Source organism: Sphaerisporangium melleum (genome assembly GCF_014646695.1).
Taxonomy (GTDB): domain Bacteria; phylum Actinomycetota; class Actinomycetes; order Streptosporangiales; family Streptosporangiaceae; genus Sphaerisporangium; species Sphaerisporangium melleum.
Genome location: NZ_BMNT01000031.1, coordinates 82724 through 99726, shown reverse-complemented (window position 1 = coordinate 99726; position 17003 = coordinate 82724). Strand labels below are relative to the sequence as shown.

17 protein-coding genes are annotated in these 17003 nt (G+C 72.5%); 9 read left to right on the top strand and 8 right to left on the bottom strand.

The window, feature by feature from the left end; genetic code table 11:
- Nucleotides 1-5 precede the first annotated feature (5 nt).
- Complete coding sequence (locus IEY93_RS38620; RefSeq protein WP_203968832.1) at nucleotides 6-1190, top strand: ricin-type beta-trefoil lectin domain protein; 1185 nt, start codon at nucleotides 6-8, stop codon at nucleotides 1188-1190.
- Between the two features lie 117 nt (nucleotides 1191-1307).
- Here IEY93_RS38620 and IEY93_RS25870 read toward each other — a convergent pair whose 3' ends face one another.
- From IEY93_RS25870 to IEY93_RS38615, 3 genes are all read right to left on the bottom strand, one after another.
- On the bottom strand, nucleotides 1308-2243 hold the full coding sequence (locus IEY93_RS25870) for a hypothetical protein (RefSeq protein ID WP_189165717.1): 936 nt from the start codon (nucleotides 2241-2243) through the stop codon (nucleotides 1308-1310).
- Nucleotides 2240-2572 (bottom strand): PadR family transcriptional regulator, encoded by a 333-nt coding sequence (locus tag IEY93_RS25865; RefSeq protein WP_229691478.1) that lies wholly within the window; start codon nucleotides 2570-2572, stop codon nucleotides 2240-2242. The genes IEY93_RS25870 and IEY93_RS25865 overlap by 4 nt, the downstream gene beginning before the upstream one ends.
- Before the next feature lie 120 nt (nucleotides 2573-2692).
- Nucleotides 2693-2989, bottom strand: a complete 297-nt coding sequence (locus tag IEY93_RS38615; RefSeq protein WP_229691477.1) for a hypothetical protein — start codon at nucleotides 2987-2989, stop codon at nucleotides 2693-2695.
- A 207-nt stretch (nucleotides 2990-3196) separates the two neighbouring features.
- Between IEY93_RS38615 and IEY93_RS25860 the strand changes: the two genes are divergently transcribed.
- Together IEY93_RS25860 and IEY93_RS25855 are read left to right on the top strand one after the other, a co-directional pair.
- Nucleotides 3197-4012 (top strand): MEDS and STAS domain-containing protein, encoded by an 816-nt coding sequence (locus tag IEY93_RS25860; protein WP_189165716.1) that lies wholly within the window; start codon nucleotides 3197-3199, stop codon nucleotides 4010-4012.
- Nucleotides 4009-5001, top strand: a complete 993-nt coding sequence (locus tag IEY93_RS25855; RefSeq protein ID WP_189165715.1) for an anti-sigma factor RsbA family regulatory protein — start codon at nucleotides 4009-4011, stop codon at nucleotides 4999-5001. Before IEY93_RS25860 ends, IEY93_RS25855 begins: the two co-directional genes overlap by 4 nt.
- A gap of 50 nt (nucleotides 5002-5051) precedes the next feature.
- Here IEY93_RS25855 and IEY93_RS25850 read toward each other — a convergent pair whose 3' ends face one another.
- Nucleotides 5052-7277, bottom strand: a complete 2226-nt coding sequence (locus IEY93_RS25850; protein ID WP_189165714.1) for a molybdopterin-dependent oxidoreductase — start codon at nucleotides 7275-7277, stop codon at nucleotides 5052-5054.
- Nucleotides 7278-7707: 430 nt separating this feature from the next.
- Between IEY93_RS25850 and IEY93_RS25845 the strand changes: the two genes are divergently transcribed.
- The gene (locus tag IEY93_RS25845) at nucleotides 7708-8085 is read left to right on the top strand and encodes a hypothetical protein (protein WP_189165713.1); all 378 of its coding nucleotides are present in this window, start codon (nucleotides 7708-7710) and stop codon (nucleotides 8083-8085) included.
- A gap of 73 nt (nucleotides 8086-8158) precedes the next feature.
- Here IEY93_RS25845 and IEY93_RS25840 read toward each other — a convergent pair whose 3' ends face one another.
- Nucleotides 8159-8878: an HNH endonuclease family protein gene (locus IEY93_RS25840; RefSeq protein WP_189165712.1), complete on the bottom strand. Its 720-nt coding sequence runs from the start codon at nucleotides 8876-8878 to the stop codon at nucleotides 8159-8161.
- Between the two features lie 178 nt (nucleotides 8879-9056).
- On the opposite strand from IEY93_RS25840, the gene IEY93_RS25835 reads away from it, so the two are divergent.
- Entirely contained in the window at nucleotides 9057-9680 is a 624-nt protein-coding gene (locus IEY93_RS25835) for a TetR/AcrR family transcriptional regulator (protein WP_229691476.1), read from the top strand.
- Between the two features lie 134 nt (nucleotides 9681-9814).
- On the opposite strand, the gene IEY93_RS25830 is transcribed toward IEY93_RS25835, so the two are convergent.
- Together IEY93_RS25830 and IEY93_RS25825 are read right to left on the bottom strand one after the other, a co-directional pair.
- A complete protein-coding gene (locus IEY93_RS25830) occupies nucleotides 9815-10630 on the bottom strand; it encodes a polysaccharide deacetylase family protein (RefSeq protein WP_229691475.1) in 816 nt (271 codons plus the stop codon).
- Nucleotides 10631-10822: 192 nt separating this feature from the next.
- Entirely contained in the window at nucleotides 10823-11641 is an 819-nt protein-coding gene (locus IEY93_RS25825; protein WP_229691474.1) for a CPBP family intramembrane glutamic endopeptidase, read from the bottom strand.
- 281 nt (nucleotides 11642-11922) lie between these two features.
- Between IEY93_RS25825 and IEY93_RS25820 the strand changes: the two genes are divergently transcribed.
- Nucleotides 11923-12714: a glycosyltransferase family 2 protein gene (locus IEY93_RS25820; protein WP_189165710.1), complete on the top strand. Its 792-nt coding sequence runs from the start codon at nucleotides 11923-11925 to the stop codon at nucleotides 12712-12714.
- Nucleotides 12715-12751: 37 nt separating this feature from the next.
- Here IEY93_RS25820 and IEY93_RS25815 read toward each other — a convergent pair whose 3' ends face one another.
- Nucleotides 12752-13516 (bottom strand): DUF2306 domain-containing protein, encoded by a 765-nt coding sequence (locus tag IEY93_RS25815; protein WP_203968833.1) that lies wholly within the window; start codon nucleotides 13514-13516, stop codon nucleotides 12752-12754.
- A gap of 138 nt (nucleotides 13517-13654) precedes the next feature.
- Between IEY93_RS25815 and IEY93_RS25810 the strand changes: the two genes are divergently transcribed.
- The 3 genes from IEY93_RS25810 to IEY93_RS25800 all read left to right on the top strand — a co-directional run bounded on the left by IEY93_RS25810 (nucleotide 13655) and on the right by IEY93_RS25800 (nucleotide 16930).
- A complete protein-coding gene (locus IEY93_RS25810; RefSeq protein ID WP_189165709.1) occupies nucleotides 13655-14419 on the top strand; it encodes a TetR/AcrR family transcriptional regulator in 765 nt (254 codons plus the stop codon).
- 260 nt (nucleotides 14420-14679) lie between these two features.
- Nucleotides 14680-15048 (top strand): hypothetical protein, encoded by a 369-nt coding sequence (locus IEY93_RS25805; protein ID WP_189165708.1) that lies wholly within the window; start codon nucleotides 14680-14682, stop codon nucleotides 15046-15048.
- A 262-nt stretch (nucleotides 15049-15310) separates the two neighbouring features.
- Nucleotides 15311-16930 (top strand): PP2C family protein-serine/threonine phosphatase, encoded by a 1620-nt coding sequence (locus IEY93_RS25800; protein WP_229691473.1) that lies wholly within the window; start codon nucleotides 15311-15313, stop codon nucleotides 16928-16930.
- The last annotated feature ends 73 nt before the right edge of the window (nucleotides 16931-17003 follow it).

Genomic DNA, 17003 nt, shown 5'->3' with positions numbered 1-17003 from the left:
ATCTTGTGCCACCGTCTCGCAAGCAGCCGCCCGAGCAATCCTCAGGGCGGTTCACGGACACCTTCGTCCGCCATGTCCCGAGCACTCCGCGTCAATGGCGACCGGCGACACGCGTATGGGCCACTCTGGCGGGTGGCGCCGTCCTGGTCGCGGCCTTCAGCCTCGGCGCGGCGACCAGGCTCCCGGAGTACCTGGAACTGTCCGGCTGGGGCACCGGCGGCGCCCCGGCCGGTGTGGCCGCCGCTCCGCAGGCCGGTTCGCCGTCACCCGCCGCAGGAGGCGCCGGCACGTCCGGCCCCCTGGCACGGCCCACCGGATCGTCCAGCCCGGCCGCCACCCCCGGCTGGGACGGGCAGGCCCCCATCGTGCTGCCTCCGGCCGTACCCAACGGCATCCCGACCCCGCAGCCCACGTCCTTCCTGCCGCCGCCGGTGCCGACCGTGACCGCCACGACCACCGTCACCCCCACCCCCAGGCCCATCCCCTCGCAGGTCCAGCGCACCGGCACGCCCGTCCCGCGCCACACGCCCACGTCGCCCATCGGGCGGCCCATCGACCCGCCGCGCGCCACGCCGGCCCCGCCGAAGCCGCTGGTCTCCCCGACGCCGTCGCTCTCGCCGAGGCCGTCGGTGTCACCGAGCAGGACCGCGGACCCCCAGGCGCCGAACCCGCTCCGGTCGTCGCAACCGCCGGCCAAGCCGAGCACCGCGCCGCCTCAGCCCTCCACCACCCCCCGGCCGCAGACGCAGGCGCAGCCGCAGACGCCGGACAACGCCGCGCCGCAGGCCCCGCAGGGCGCGACCGCGCCCGGGAGCATGGTCGCCGGCTTCGCCTCCGGCCGCTGCATCGACGTGCTGGACGGCCGGAAGTCCGCCGGCACCCCGCTGCAGATCTGGGGGTGCTCCGGCGCCGAGCAGCAGAAGTGGGAGTTCCGCTCGGACGGGACGGTCCGCTCGCTCGGCCTGTGCATGGAGGTCGCCGGAGGCTCCACGGCCGACGGCGCCGCCATCCAGGTCAGCACCTGCAACGGCGGCCCGGCCCAGCAGTTCGTACTGAACGACGCGCACGACCTGGTGAACCTCAAGGCCGACAAGTGCGTGGACGTCAAGGACAAGGGCACCGGCAACGGCGTTCGCCTGCAGCTGTGGCAGTGCGGCGGCACCGGCAACCAGAAGTGGCGGCTGAACTGAGCCGCCACGCCGCTCAGCACGAGCACCCGGCCGCGTCCATGTTCCGGCACCAGGCCCGGCGACGGCGGTGCCATCCCATCGAGGCCGCCGGGTCGTTGATCCGCTGAGCCTTCTCCCTCAGGAAGCCGGGGCGCGTCTCTGGCCGCGCCGCCGCCGGGTCACGGTGACCGCGGCGGTGAAGGCCAGAGCCGCGCACCCGAGCTGGGCCAGGGCCGTGGCGGTGGGCACCGACGGCAGATCCCCCAGGTCGCCGAGGGCGGCCGCGGGCGGGAACAGCAGCAGCGCCGCCCGCCGCCCCACGGCGGACCGGCACGCGTATCCGGCCGCCAGCCCGGCCACGACGAGCCAGGGCACGGGTTTCCAGGTCACGATGCCGGGGTGGGCGATCACGTCCACCCAGCGCACGATGGCCTTGCTCGCGGTCAGCCCGGCCACGGCGAGCGGCCCCCACAGCAGGAGTGCGCGCCGGGGGATCACCCTGATCGCGCGGTGCGCCGCGGGCGCGAAGGCGATGGCGACGGCCGCGATCTGGGCCAGCAGGAGCGAGCCGCCGTTGGGGCTCAGCAGCGTGTCCAGATCCAGAAAGCGGGGGCCGCCGGCCTGGTACAGCACGAACAGGACGACGCCGAGGGCGGCGATCCAGCGCCGGCCGAGCAGCACGGCCAGCACCGGCAGGGCCGCGACGACGATCGGCTCGGCCCGCAACAGAATCGAGATCGGCTGCACGAAGGCGAGACCGACGTAGCGTACCGAGTCGGCGACCGAGAGCAGCTGGGTCGCCATCGCACTCGTCAGCATCAGGAACGGCCACAGCGCCACGGCGAGCGCGAGCCCGGCGCGCCAGGCCGGCGCGGAGACCGGGCCGAAGGCTCGCCGCCCGTGGACGAGCAGCGCGCCCCACAGCAGGTCCGCCGCGTCGGCCGGATGGGGACGGGTCCGGCCGGGCGGGGCCCCGGCGAGGAGCACGCCGATCATCTCCTCCTCGTGCCGCGCCCGGTGGTCGCGCGGGTAGACGGCCAGGAGGCGGCGGTAGCGGGCTTCGAGGGGACTCATGCCGCTCCTCCCGAGCCGATGGCGCGCAGGCGGGTGGTGGCCGCCTTGGCGTGCCTGCGCATCCGCTCCGCCTCCGCCGCCAGCCTCGCCGCGCCGTCGCCGGTCAGCCGGTAGTAGCGGCGCACCCGGCCGTCGACGATCTCCTCCCGGTCCTCGGCGATCATGCCTTCGTCCTGCAGCCGGTCGAAAGCCGCGTACAGCGTGCCGGCCCGCAGGCGAACCTGGCCGTCCGAGATGCGCGCCACGTCGGTGATGACGCCGTATCCGTGTTGTGGGCCGGCGGCCAGCGCGGTCAGGATCAGGAAGGTCGGCTCCTGCATCTGCCTCATGTGATCAATATATACCGGTCATCTACCTATGAGGCGGGCGATCGTCCCGACCGGGGTGCCCTGCCGCGACTCGGCCGAAGACAGGAGCCGCCCCACGCGACCGGACGGATATGTGGTGGCTCATTGCCGCGGATGCGGCGGTTCCGCCGGCCGATAAGCGAGAGACGGCATGCGATGGCCGATACGCGGGTGTTCATCAGGGGATTGACGGTGATCTCGTGCGCCGAATCCGGAAAGTGATTTTCCCGAGTCGCAATCGCGATGTCGTCCGAGACGCCGGACACCGACGCGACGCGGCGCCCGCCCCTGCACAAGGGCGGTTTCTCCCCGGTGCACGGCCACCGCGACGGCCTTACCGGAGGTGCTTTTGCGGTCGGAAACCGAGGTCATCGGCCCGGTGATCAGGATATCGAGCACTACGACGGTTGATACGTGGCTGATAGCCTGACTTTCGGCGCCGGGTGGTCAACCCGGTCGCCATGACGCGGCGGCGGCGGTCAGGCGGGGTCCGTTCGGCACCGAAACCCGGTGATCCGGCGAGATCTGGGCATGACGGGCAATCGCCAGAGATGAGGGCGGTCGATGGGCCCATCGGTTATAGAGCGGTTACGGCCAGGCGACCATGTGTGCTGGGCATTCGACGACGACGGGCAAAGGCTGGCCGCTCTGGGCGAGTACGTCAACGCGGGAGTCCGCGCCGACCAGAAGATCATCTACTTCTCGGACACCCCACCCGACATCCTGCTCGGTGAGCTCCAGAACAGCGGCGTGGACGCCCGGCGGCTCGCCGACTCGGGGCGGCTGCAGTTCGGCCTGCTCCCCATCGGCCGTCTCCACCAGCGGATGTTCGACCCGGTGGCGGTCATCGACGCCTGGCGGCAGGAGATCGACGCCGCCCGCAGCGATGGCTTCTCGTCCCTGCGCGTCATCGGCGACATGGCGTGGGCGAGCGGCCCGACGGCCGGCGCCGACCGGGTCCAGTGGTACGAGGCGCAGGTCAACCGCGTCTTCACCAGCGGCCACGTCATGGCCCTGTGCCTGTACGACCGGCGGCTGTTCGACTCCGGCCGGCTCGTCCGCATCGCGGCCGCGCACCCGGCGTCGATCGACCCCACGACCAACTGGGCCTGGCGGCCCTTGCTGCGCATGGAGCGCACCGGGCGGCCGCCGGGGCTGCGGCTGATCGGTGAGGCCGACGCCTCCAACCGGGAGGCGCTGGCCGCGACCCTGGCCGAGGTGACCGGCGACCTGTCCGGTGCCGGAACGCAGATGACCCTCGACGTGGCCGGGCTGCGGTTCGCCGACGCGGCGGCCGCCCGGCTGCTGATGACCGCGGCGGGTTCCACCTCCTCGGACGTGCGCATCACCGGCTGTTCGGTGTCGTTGGGCAAACTGATGCGTTTGGTGGGTGGCGAGCCGTACGCGGGAGCACCCGCATGACCAGTACGTCCGCGAGTGAGACCCCGGCAGGGGCACAAGCCCCGGCTCCTGCCGGAGACCGGTTCGAGCACACCGGGCTGTTCTACCGGGACGAGGAGCAGTACGCGACCGGCTGCTCGGCCTTCCTCGGCCGCGCGCTGGCCTGCGGGGACCCTGCCCTGGTCGCGGTGCCGGAGGGCAACGGCGAGCTGATCCGCGCCCGTCTGGGAGCCGAAGGCGACCTGGTCGCCTTCGCCGACATGACGCGGGCCGGGCGCAACCCCGGCCGCATCCTGCCCTCGGTGCTGCTCGCCTTCGCCGACGCCCACGCCGGGCGCCGTGTCTGGGTGATCGGAGAGCCGATCCGGCCGGACCGCGGCGCCGTGGAGTACCCCGCCTGCGCCCGGCACGAGGCGCTGATCAACGCCGCCTTCGCCGGGCGGGACGCCGCCATCCTGTGCCCGTACGACGCCCCCGCGCTCGACGCGGAGGCGCTGGCGGACGTCGAGCGCACCCATCCGCTCCTGGAGGAGTCCGGCCGTGCCCGGGCCAGCGCCACCTACGGCGATCCGATCGAGACGGCGGCGAGCTTCGACCGGCCGCTCCCCGTACCGCCCGCCACCGCCGAGCGCTATCCCTTCCTCGGCGTCGGCGCGCTCCCGGGCGTGCGCGACTTCGCCATCGCCCGCGCGCAGGCCGGGGGCCTGGACGAGGAACGCGTCGCCGAGCTGCTGATCGCGGTGAACGAGCTGGCCACCAACACCGCCGAGTACACCACCGGCCCCGGGACGCTCACGGTCTGGGCCGAGGACGGCATGCTGGTGTACCAGATCGACGACACCGGGCACATCGCCGACCCGCTGACCGGTCACGTGCCGCCGCCCGCGGGCGCCTCGCGCGGGCGCGGGCTGCTCATCGTCAACGAGCTCGCCGACCTGGTGCGCGTCCACCGCGGCCCTGCGGGCACCAGCATCCGGCTGCACTTCCAGCTGCCCGCGCCCACCGCCTGACCGCGCATCAGGGACGCCCGGACCGGCGGGGCCGGTCCGGGCGTCCCCGATCAGACGGCCGTGGCGGTCAGGGTGCGCCGGTCGGCCTGCGAGGGCTCGCCCGGCTCGTAGGGCGCCAGGGTCACCGGTACGCCGTTGAACACGGCGTTGCCCGACGGTACGTCGACCACCGACTCGTCGGTCAGCGCGTTCGCGTTGACCCCCGAGTGCGCGGCGGCCACGCGCTGGGGCGTTCCCGCGTGCCCCCACCCGTGCGGGAGGCTCACCACGCCCGGCATGATCGCGTCGTTGGCCTCGACCGGCACGACGAGCTCGCCGTTCGCCGACCGGACGACCGCCTGCTCGGCGAGGCCGAGACGGGCGATGTCGTCCGGGTGGACGTGCAGGGTGCACTGGTTGCTGCCGCCCACCAGGGCCGGCACGTTGTGCAGCCAGCTGTTGAGCGAGCGGAGCTGGCGCCGTCCGATGAGCAGCATCTCGGGCGCCGGCTCGGCGAGCCGCTCGCGCAGCCGCCCCGCCTCCTCGGCCAGCCGCGGCGCCGCCAGCTCGACCTTGCCCGAGACCGTGCACAGCAGCTCCGGCAGCCGCGGCTCCAGCGGGCCGAGGTCGATGCCGTGCGGGTTCTCCTGCAGCGTGGCGAGCGACAGGCCGTAGGAGCCGAGCTTGAGGAACAGGTCCAGCAGCAGCTCCGGCCCGCTGTCACCCTCCAGCGAAGCGCGCGCCTCGGCGACGTCCATGCCCGCGAACGGGCCGGCCGGTGCCTGCGTCGCCCCGCCGAGGATCTGCTCCAGCATCATCTCGGTCAGCGCCGAGGGGTCGGCGTCCGCGCCCTGGCCGGAGGCGATGAGCGTCAGCTTGGCCAGGATGTCGGCCTCGGAGAGCTGCCAGGACTCCAGCGGCAGGATCGCCGGGGAGAACCGCGTGTAGTTGCGCACGGCGACCGACAGCAGCAGGAAGTCGTAGTGCGGCATCTGCAGCATGCGCGGCGGCGGCAGGATGACGTTCGCGTGCCGGGTGGTCTCGTTCAGGTACGGGTCCACGCAGACCATGAACTCCAGGTCCGCCAGCGCGCCGTCCAGGCGCGGCCCGCCCGGGGCCGACAGCACGGGGTTGCCGGCGACGGACACCAGGGCCCGCACCTGCCCCTCGCCCGGGGTCTCGATCTCGTCGGCGAGGGTGGCGACCGGCAGCTCGCCCAGCGACTCCGGCAGGTTGCGCACGCGGCTGTGCCAGCGCCCGGTGGTGTACGGTTCGCCGGTGCGGCCGAGGTCCATGGTGGCGGTGCGGGTGAACATGACCCCGCCCGGCCGGTCGAAGTTGCCGGTCAGGATGTTGATCACGTCCACGAGCCACTGGGTGGCGGTGCCGAACTCCACGGTGCAGCCGCCGATGCGGGAGTAGACCGCGGCGGTCGGCGCGGCGGCGAGCTCGCGGGCCAGACCGGCGATCCGCTCGGCGGGCACCCCGCAGACGCCGGACACGGCGTCGGGCGCGAAGTCCTCGGCGAGGCGGCGCAGGTCGGCCAGCCCGGCCACGTCCAGGTCGATCGAGGTGAGGTCCTCGGCGAGCAGGGTGTGCACGATGCCGAACAGCAGGAAGGCGTCGGTGCCGGGCCGGACGAACAGGTGCTCGTCGGCGGCGAGGGCGGTGCGGGTGCGGCGCGGGTCGGCGACCACGAGCTTGCCGCCCCGCCGCCGCAGCGCCTTCAGCCGGCCCGGGAAGTCGGGGGCGCTGCACAGGGAGCCGTTCGACTCGACCGGGTTGGCGCCGAGGATGAGCAGGAAGTCGGTGCGGTCGATGTCGGGCACCGAGATGGCGAGCGGGTCGCCGAACAGGTAGCCGCAGGCGACGTGCTTGGGCATCTGGTCGATCGTGCTCGCGGAGTACACGTTGCGGGTGCCGAGGGCCTGGCCGAGCGCGCCGCGGTAGAGGATGCCGCCCATCGTGTGGAAGGTGGGGTTGCCGAGGTAGACGGCGACGGCGTCCCGGCCGTGCCGGTCGATGACACCCGACAGGCCCCGCTCGACGGTCTCGAAGGCCTCCTGCCAGGAGACCTCGTGCCACTCGTCGTCCTCCCTGCGGACCAGGGGGACGCGGAGGCGGTCGGGGTCCTCGTCCAGGTGTCCCAGGCTCGCGCCCTTGGGGCAGATGAAGCCCTTGGAGAACGGGTCGTCCGGGTCGCCCTTGACGGACGTGACGCGGCCGGTGTCGTCGAGTGTGAGCTTCAGGCCGCAGACGGCGTCACAGAGGGGACAGGTCCGGTGCACGGTTCTCATCGGCACTCCCTGAGATCGTGGAATGGACCCATGATGAGCCGGTGCCGGAGATCCGGGGAACCCCAGCAATCCGGGGCATAGGGGTGGGTGTGGGGTGATCGTTCCCCTCGGCTCACATGATCATTTGTCCAGAATACGGACGATCATTAGTTCTGACACAAATGATCAATAACCGGTAATCCGAGAACGGGGATATCCCGATCACGGTTTACGCACAAGTTTCCGGCCGAATTCGGCTTTTCTCGCGTACCGTGGTCCCCGGGGGTTTTGACGGCTTGATCGCGGGCAGTCCGGCCTGGTTCGAGCCGGCTGATCAACCGTCCGGAGCGGAGTAGCAGGCACCGACCGAAGTACGAGGTCGCCGAGCCGCTCCGGGTCGATGGTGACCGTTCCGGCTGATGATGCGGGTGAACGACGGAAGAGGACCGTGATGGCGAACGAGGTCACCGAGAGCAAGGCCGCCGCGCGCGAGCTGGCGGCGCGACTGCCCGGATGGGCCGTCTGGTACGGAGAGCACACAGGTCGCTACTGGGCCATGCCGAAGGGCGCCAGAGGGACCAGGACGCTGCTCGCGGAAGGCGCGACCCCCGAGGAACTGGAAGGCGCGGTACGCGAACTCGCCGCCGCCGGACACGTCTCGGGCGTGGCCGCACAGGTCCACGAGACCGCGCAGGGACAGGCCCACGGGGCCGCGCAGGGTCAGGCGGGCGCGCACCCGCAGCACGGCGCCCAGGGCGTGCCACAGGCTCCCGGGGCTCCGCACACCGACGCGGAGCAGCCCCGCCAGCCGGTCGGCGCCCGCTACTGACGGCCACCACCGGAGCCGGCGCCACGACACGGCGCCCGGCCATATCGCCATGCCTTGCCACGCGCACGGCGCGTCAGCGGCACTGGGCGAGCATGACGGCCTTGTCGGCCCGGGTGACCGGCAGGTCGTACTTCACGGCGACCTGCGCGAACCGCGTAACGTACGAGCAGCGGACCTTGCGCCTCGGCGGCAGCCAGGAGGCCGGGCCGGCGCCGCCCTTGTCCTCGTTGACCCTGCCGGACACCGGGACGAGGTTGAGCGGGTCGTTGGCGATGCGCACGCGCTTGGCCTTCGGCCAGCGTGCGGCGCCCATGCGCCACTCGTAGGACAGCGGCACGACGTGGTCTACCTGCACCCGGTCGGCGTGCCGCCTGCGCCAGGTGATCTTTTTTCCCGTGTACGGATCGTGCAGCTTCATCGACACGACCACGCACCGCGATCCCGCGCGGTAGGCCACCTTCTCACCGTCCCGGGCGAGCAGGTCGTCGCGGGTGCGGCAGCCGTTGCGGGCGTACGGCACGCCGCGCGCGGTGTCCGCCCAGTTCTCCCCGAAGCGGGCGCGCGTGTAGCCGCGCGTGGAGCCCTGGGGGGCGACCCGCACCTTCCTGATCAGCTTGATCGCGGCCGCCCGGTCGGTGCGCGAGGTGATGGCGACCAGGCCGGGCTTGGTGCCGTCCGGGTTCTGCAGCGGGCGGGCCCGTTCTGAGGAGTGCGGCGCCTCTGGCGTGCTGGCGCCTCCCACCAGGGAGACGAGCACGACGGCGGCCCCGACGGCGACGAGCGCCCCCCGCATGCTCAGCGCCGCCTCCCGGACCGGTCGGGGAATGACTGTGTGCTCTATCAATCCCCGGAAACCACGCGATCGACACCACCCCCGAGCCCGTCGGCGGGCCACCCGGCTTCACCAGTGTGCGGAGTGAGTACTCACTCGGCCTTGACGGAGTGAGCACTCACTCCGTACGCTCTGTCCCATGACACAGACACCCTCCCGGCGGCGAGCGCCGGGAATGAGCCCCGAGCAGCGCAGAGAGATGATCGTCGCCGCGGCCCTGCCGCTGGTCGCCGAGCAGGGCGCCGCCGTCACCACCAGCCAGATCGCCCGGGCAGCGGGCATCGGCGAGGGCACGATCTTCCGCGTCTTCGCCGACAAGGACGAACTGCTGGACGCGTGCATGGCCGAGGCGATGAACCCCGGCCACGTGCTGCGCGAGCTGGCCTCGATCTCCCTGGACGACCCCCTCGACGCGCGCCTGGTGCAGGCGGCCGAGGCGCTGCGCGCCCACACCGACCGCATCGGCACCGTGATCGGCGCCCTGCACGCCTCCGGTCACCGCCGTCCGCGCGGCAACGGCGACCGTCCGGCGCCGGACGGCCGGCGGGCCTCGATGGACGCCACCCTCGACGCCGTCCGCGAACTGATCGAGCCCGACCGCGCGGCGCTGCGCCCAAGCCCCGAGACGCTCGCGTCCGTCTTCCTCGGGATGGTCTCCAACCGATACCACCTGGTCGCGGGCGAGTCGCGGACGCCGCTGGAGGAGATCGTCGACATCCTCCTGCACGGCGCGTTCAAGGCCCCCGAGAACGCGGCGACCTGACCCGTCCAGCCGGGAAGCAGCGCACCGGCGCCCCCCACTGACACCTCGCGGCGTCCACCCGCCACCTCCGCGACGGGACGCACCCGAATAGAGGCGTCGAAGAGGGACTTCCGGGACGGCCCCGCGCAGGTGGGTCAGAGGGGGACGAAGGAGAGCCCGCGGTGCTTGAGACGGGGGATCACCGTGCGCAGGGCCTTCAGCGTCTCGGAACGGTCGCCGCCGCCGTCGTGGCACAGCAGGATGGCGCCCGGCGCGCAGGCCAGCATGCTGCGGGCGATGCGCCGGGAGCCGGGCCTGGACCAGTCGCGCGGGTCGACGTTCCAGTCGATGGGGATCATGCCGTGCTCGGCCGCCGCCCGTACCACCTGGCGCGACCACGAACCGCCCGGCGCCCGGAAGAACCGCACGGCCACCCCGGTCGCGTCGGCCATGCGTTCCTGCGCTTCGGTGATCTCGGCGCTGATGCGGCGGGGCGGCAGGCGGTCGAGCCCGAGGGGGTGGTGCATGGTGTGGTTGCAGAGCTGGTGCCCGGCCCGGACGATGTGCTCGGCCAGCCGCGGGTAGCGCTTGACCTGCGTCCCGATGAGCGAGAACGTCGCCCGCACGTCGTGCTCGGCGAGCAGGTCGAGCATGCGCGGCGTCCACTCCGGATGCGGCCCGTCGTCGATGGTGAGCGCGATGGCGTCGCCCGGCGCGGCGGGCGTCAGATCGCGGAGGTTCCGCACCGGCCGATGGCGGGCCCTGAGCGCGCGGGTCGTCCACCCGGTGGCGGGCGGCGGTACGGCGGAGGGGTGGACTCCGCGCCGCCGCTGCCGCCTCCGCTCCGGCGCGGGCACGGCGACGGGCGCGTGCGATGACGGGCGGACGGCATCGCCGGCCAGCAGCGTCGCCACGGTCAGGGCTCCGAGGGCCCACAGGGCGCGGCGACGGCCGGCCTCGCTCTCCTCCACGATCTCAACGCTACTGACTGCGATCGGGAACCCGGCCGACCGACAGGGGCAAGGCGGGTAAGCGACCGGTATAAGGGGCCGAAAGCTGTATGGCGGCCATGTCGCACCCCGGGCCGGCCGGAAGCGCCGGCCGGGTCAGCGCGTGACCGCCCTTGCCTCCCGGCCCGTCCGGAAGCGCCCGGCGGCCTGGATTCAGGGGAGCCAGCTCACCCGGCCGCGAAGCAGCCCGTAGCCGACGAAGGCCACCGCGTCGATCAGCGTGTGCGCCACCACCAGCGGCATCGCCCGTCCCCACCGCTGGTACAGGCGCCCGAACAGCAGGCCCATGGCCAGGTTGCCGACGAACCCGCCGAAGCCCTGGTACAGGTGGTAGGAGCCGCGGATCAGCGCCGAGACCGCCACCGCGCGCCAGGGCCGCCAGCCGAGCAGGCTCAGGCGGTGCAGCAGGTAGCCGCTGACGATCACCTCTTCCAGCACGCCGTTCTGTGCCGCGGCGAGCAGCAGGACGGGGACCCGCCACCACACCTCCGGCAGCGCGTCGGGGACCACGTCGAGGTTCACACCCGCGCCGAAGGCCAGCAGGTAGAAGACGAGCCCGGTGCCGCCCACCACGGCCGCCAGCAGCGCGCCCCGCAGCAGGTCGCGTCCGGGTTCCCGCAGGTCGGCCCCGATGGTGCGTGCCGACTCACCGGACCGGGCCAGCAGGTAGGCGACCAGGGCCACGGGAGCGATCGCGATCGCCAGGCCCACGAGCTGGTAGGTCAGGTCCAGCCACGGCCGTCCGGGCGCCATCGTGCCGACGAGCACGGCGTTCTGCGCGCGCAGGTCGGCCGGAGCCGTGAGCGAGCCGATCAGCGAGACCAGCGACCGCAGCGCGCTCGCCCCGAGCGACACGGCGAACACCACGACGATCTCGGCCGTGGCCAGCCCTGGGGTGAGCACCGGCAGCGGAGCGCGCGGCTCACCGGAGACGGGGCCGGACGGAGCTGGTTCGGGACGCCGATCGAGCACGGTTCCGACCGTAGCGTCCCCCCCTGTCAGAAGAGCGTGAAGGGCCGCAGAACAGGACGGTATGGCGAGGTGGTCCACCTCCGGACGGCGCCCGTGGTGAGATATCCATATACGTCGACACATTCCTTATTCGGCCGCCCTAATCTTCCGCGTCCGAAAGCCTTCGCCGGACTTCGCGGCACGTGGCGCTCCGGCTACGGGCAGGCCGAAACCTGCGGGCGATCATGGTTTTGCAAGGCCGTGTCAAGTGACCTGCAGGCGGCCCGGGCCAGAATGCGCCCATGACGACGTACGGGATCGCCGCGCCGCAGAGCAGGTACACGCCGGTAAGCCACGCCCTCGCCATCGGGGTGCGGGTCAGCGTGGTCGTCCCCGCCATGAACGAGGCCGGGAACCTCCCCCACGTGTTCGCGACACTGCCGCACTGGGTCGACGAGGTCGTCCTGGTGGACGGCCGGTCCACCGACGACACCGTGGCGATCGCCCGGGCCCTGCGTCCCGGGTTGCACGTCGTCACCCAGAGCGGCCGCGGCAAGGGCAACGCGCTCATCGAGGGGTTCGCGGCGGCGACCGGCGACATCATCGTGATGATCGACGCCGACGGGTCCACCGACGGGCGGGAGATCGTCCGGTTCGTGTCGGCCCTGGTGGGCGGGGCGGACTTCGCCAAGGGTTCGCGCTTCGCCTCCGGCGCCGGGTCCGACGACATCAGCCGCACCCGGTCACTCGGCAACACCGTGCTCACGACGCTGACCAACTGGCTGTACGGCACCCGCTACACCGACCTGTGCTACGGGTACAACGCGTTCTGGGCCCGCCACCTGGACGTCCTCGACCTCGACTGCGACGGCTTCGAGATCGAGACGCTGATGAACGTACGGGCGGCCAAGGCCGGGCTGAACGTCCAGGAGGTCCCGAGCCACGAGCACTGCCGCATCCACGGCACCAGCAACCTGCACGCGGTGCGCGACGGCTGGCGGGTGCTCAAGACCATCTTGCGCGAGCGCGGCCGCGCCCTGCCCGCACGGCGCCGCGCCACCGCCACCCCGGTCTCGGAGCAGGTGGCCGCCTGACGCGGTCTTCCGCACGCGTCCACGCCGCCTGAGGCGGTCACTCGTGCGCGCCGCGCACGGCCGCGCGGGAGCGTGCCCGCGCGCGGCGCTTGGCCGCCTCCCCGCGCTCCAGCCACCACTCGACGACCAGCAGCGGCACCGTCCATCCGAGCCAGCCGCCGAGACCGGCCAGCGTCCAGGTGAACATGGTGACGTCGCCCTTGAAGGTGGTCGCGAACTGCGGCGTCAGCACGATGGCGACGATGACGCCCCAGACGCGGTTGGTGATGATCGAGTAGGTCAGGGCGAAACTCCGCAGCATCCAGCGCCGGTGGTCGACGAACCGCCGCTGCCGCGCCATCCGGTAGCCCGCGATGGTGCAGGCCAGCCAGAGGAGCGCCAGCATCACGTTGCTGACCGCGATGACCGGCCCGAACGGAGTGCCCGCCCCGATGACCAGGCCGGCCAGGCCGGCCGGGAGCACGCCGCCGAAGACGTAGACCCGGCCGACGTACCGGTGTGCCACCGGGTACCGCTGCCGGAACCACGGCCACACCTGCAGGAAGCAGGTCAGCATCGCGACCGAGGCGAACATGACGTGCGCCACCAGCAGCGGATAGTGCGCCGGGAAGCCCGCCGGCTGCGGTACCCGGGAGACGGCCGGGTCACCGGTGAGGTACGGCGGCAGCGAGTACACCAGGAATAACACGGCGATGAAGCCGAGCGGGGCCATCCACGGCCGCCGCCACCAGCGGCGGGACGGAACGGGACCGGCCGAGGGACCGGTGGAGGGGGAGGACGGGCTCTCGGTGGTCACGACCATGACGGCTCCTCATCGGGACAGGACGGTTACTGCGTAGGGCATACGCCGAGCGTATATGATACGCAGCGAGTACGTAATACGCTGAGCGTAGGTGATACGCGTGGCGTACGACGTACGCGGAACGGTAGGATGGCTCCGATGAGCGAGAAGACCGGTGGAGAGCTGCCCCGCACGCTGGAACTCCTGTGGGGCCGCTCCGGGCGCCGCGCGCGCGGCCCGGCACAGGCGCTGAGTCTCGACCGCATCGTGACCACCGCGATCGCCATCGCCGACACCGAAGGCCTGGCGGCGCTGTCCATGGCCCGCCTGGCGGAGCGGCTCGGCTGCGCCACCATGTCGCTGTACCGGCACGTCGCCAACAAGCACGAGCTGTGGACGTTCATGCTGGACGCCGCGCCCGGGCCGCCGCCGAAGATCGCGCCCAGGCCGGCCGACTGGCGCGCCGAGCTGCACCGATGGGCGGTGGAGCTGACCGGCGTCTACCGCAGGCATCCGTGGATCCTGCAGATGACGGCCGCGGGGACACCGCCGCTCGACCCGGGGCAGCTGGCCTGGCTGGACGCCGGGCTGCGCGCCCTCGGCGGCACCGCGCTGCGTCCGCGCGAGAAGATGTCGGTGCTGCTGCTGGTCCTGCACTATGTCCGCGGAGACACCCAACTGTCCACGAACGACCCGGGCGCCGCACCCGGCCAGGACGACCCCGAGGGGCGGCCGTACGGCGAACTGCTCGCCCGCCTCATCGACGAACGCTTCCCCGCCCTGACCGAGGCCCTCAACGACGGCGTCTTCGACGAAGCCGACACCGAGGACCCCAGCGCCGACTTCACGTTCGGGCTCGACCGCATCCTGGACGGCGTCGAGAAACTCGTCCTCGACCGCGGCGCCCACCCGGCGGCGGGCTGACCGCGCTTCACCCCCCGATGGCCGGCCATGGCGCCGGCCCAGCGTGGCGCGCCACACCTGCCATGAAGGCAGGAATCCCGCCGCGCACGGCAAAGGGATCGGATGTCTTCGAACGTGTTTTCGAAGAGTTCTCCACTGTGCGCGGCTCGCGTTGCGGTCGCCGGAGCCGGTTGATATTGCTTGCGCTAGCGAGCCCGCCGAAGGGATCAAAGATCTTTTGGCAGGAGGTGGGCCGCGTGGTCAGATCGAGACGACCAAAGGTGGCACGGAGGCTGGAGGACGCCTCCACGGTGGTCAGCGCCGCCAGCGGCCTGCTCGGGCAGACGTCGAGCCTGCTCGGGCACATGACGTGCCTGCTGCGGCAGCTCGTCATGATCGTCGGCTGGCTGGTGCTGCTCGTGGGCTCGGTACGCCTGCTGCTGGACCCGCCGTCATCGCTCGCGCCCGAGCATTTCCTGACTCCCGGGGCCGGCGCGGCGGCCGTCGTCCAGGGGCTGGTCAGGATGCCTCCGCAGTGGTGGAGAACGCGGCGCCCTCGGCTCGATGCCGACCGTCTTCCGGCACCAGGACCGCATTCCGGCCATGACCGAGAGATCCCGCGGAACAGGGCATCCGGGCCCGGCCGATAGTGAAGATCCCGATCACGGACGGGAGCCGGCGGCGTGGAGCCCGGCACTATGCCAACTCTTGGCGTCCATTTACGAGTCGGGCGCGAAGTACTTGTCGGATATCCACACAGGTAGTCTGATTCCACTAGTTGTGGAAGGTCTCGTGATGACACGAGCACGACCAAAAGCCGGCCATCCCGGCCCCGTCAGCGCACTCTCCGTCCGCCACAAAGAAAGAACAGACCTGGAAAACGTCTCGCGGACCCCGGCCGAGACGCCGGTCGTGTCCGGGCCGCCGCAGCACGTCCACGGGCTCGGCGCGCCGATGTCCGGGCGCGAACACGCCGAGTTCCTCATCCAGGCCGGCCGGCGCCTGACCGCGTCCCTCAACGTGCGCCGCTGCTCCCGTATCGCCGCCGAGCTGGCCTGCTCGTTCCTCGCCGACACCGCCCTGGTCGTGCTGCCTGCCCAATATCGCCGGTCCCGCTACCTGCGCGCCACCGCGGCGGCGCGCGGCGTCGAGGAAGGCGAACTCTCGCTGGCCGCCATCGCCGAGTTGCCCGGCCTGGCGGAGGCCCTCGCCGGGCTCACCCCGGCCGCCGGCCTCGCGGTGGATCCCGGCCGGGTGCCGGGATGGGTGGCGCCGCAGGCGATCGGCCGCATCGGACACGTCCGGGTGGCCTCGCTGCCCGGCAGTGGCATGCCGGCCGGCGCCCTGATCCTGATCCGCGGTGAGACGTCCCCGCCGTTCGACGCGGACACCGAGGCCCTGACCGGCGAGTTCGCCGTCCGCGCCGGCGCCGCGCTGTCCTCGGCGCTGCTGTTCGAGGAGCAGAGCAGGACCAACGAGATCCTGACCAGCGCGCTGCTGCCACCGGAGCTCCCCCACCTGGAGCACGCCGAGCTGGCCGGGTCGCTTCGTGCCTCGCAGCAGGCAGGCCAGATCGGCGGCGACTTCTACGACCTCTACTGGCCCCAGGCCCGGCAGTCCTCCGACACGGCCCTGGAGCCTTCGGCTCGCGACCATGGTGAGGGGGACGGCCGATCTCCGGACGGCGACGCACCGGCCCGTCCCGGAGCCCACGGCCCGCAGCAGGCCGACGTCTGGCCCTCGCCGCTGATCGTTCTCGGGGACGTGTGCGGCAAGGGAGCCCGTGCCGCCCTGCTCGCCGGGCAGATCCGCCACTCCCTGCGCACCCTCCTGCTCGTGGAGAGCCGGCCCGAACGGCTCATCGAGCTGGTCAACCGCTCACTGATCGCCTCACCCGTGCCCGACTCGACCGTCACGCTGGTGCTCGCCACACCGCGCCCGGCCCCGGACGGGCACCTGCTGGTGGACCTGGCCGTGGCCGGTCACCCGGAGCCGCTGATCCTGCGCGCGGACGGCAGCGTCGCGGCCGTCACCACCGGAGGCACGATGCTCGGCATCCTCAACCGCATCGACCTGGCCACGGTGACCGTCGATCTGGCCCCCGGCGAGCTGTGCCTGCTGTACAGCGACGGCATCACCGAGGCGATCGGCGGGCCCGGCGGACACGAGCTGTACGGCGTCGACCGGCTGGCCGCCGCCCTGGCCACCTGCGCCGGGATGCCCGCCGCGGCCGTGGTGCAGCGGCTGGAGCAGATGACCTCGAGATGGGCGACCGGCGGCGACCAGGACGACCGGGCGCTGCTGGCCATCCGCGCCCGGCCGCTCCCGCACCGGAACCCGCGAGGCCTGTCGTCCCACAGGGTCCTGCTTCCCGGAGCGGCCCCTGATCCCCGTACGGCCCTGATCCCCGGCACGACCCCGGCTCCCCGAACAGGCACGATCGACCCGAGCGACCCGGTCCCCGGGGCGAGCCGGCCAGGCGGAGATGCCACGGCACGCGCGCCGCGAGGACGTACCGAAGGGTGCCCATGACCGACCTGTCCTCCACCATCGACCTGGCCACGGCCACCGACCTGTACCTGCAACGCATCGGCGAGGCCGACCC

Bases quoted from the DNA above. Each gene is read 5' to 3' on its own strand.
- IEY93_RS25870 (WP_189165717.1), bottom strand. From the start codon at position 2,243: ATGAGTCCCCTCGAAGCCCGCTACCGCCGCCTCCTGGCCGTCTACCCG.
- IEY93_RS25865 (WP_229691478.1), bottom strand. From the start codon at position 2,572: ATGAGGCAGATGCAGGAGCCGACCTTCCTGATCCTGACCGCGCTGGCC.
- IEY93_RS25855 (WP_189165715.1), top strand. From the start codon at position 4,009: ATGACCAGTACGTCCGCGAGTGAGACCCCGGCAGGGGCACAAGCCCCG.
- IEY93_RS25850 (WP_189165714.1), bottom strand. From the start codon at position 7,277: ATGAGAACCGTGCACCGGACCTGTCCCCTCTGTGACGCCGTCTGCGGC.
- IEY93_RS25845 (WP_189165713.1), top strand. From the start codon at position 7,708: ATGGCGAACGAGGTCACCGAGAGCAAGGCCGCCGCGCGCGAGCTGGCG.
- IEY93_RS25840 (WP_189165712.1), bottom strand. From the start codon at position 8,878: ATGCGGGGGGCGCTCGTCGCCGTCGGGGCCGCCGTCGTGCTCGTCTCC.
- IEY93_RS25835 (WP_229691476.1), top strand. From the start codon at position 9,057: ATGACACAGACACCCTCCCGGCGGCGAGCGCCGGGAATGAGCCCCGAG.
- IEY93_RS25820 (WP_189165710.1), top strand. From the start codon at position 11,923: ATGACGACGTACGGGATCGCCGCGCCGCAGAGCAGGTACACGCCGGTA.
- IEY93_RS25815 (WP_203968833.1), bottom strand. From the start codon at position 13,516: ATGGTCGTGACCACCGAGAGCCCGTCCTCCCCCTCCACCGGTCCCTCG.
- IEY93_RS25810 (WP_189165709.1), top strand. From the start codon at position 13,655: ATGAGCGAGAAGACCGGTGGAGAGCTGCCCCGCACGCTGGAACTCCTG.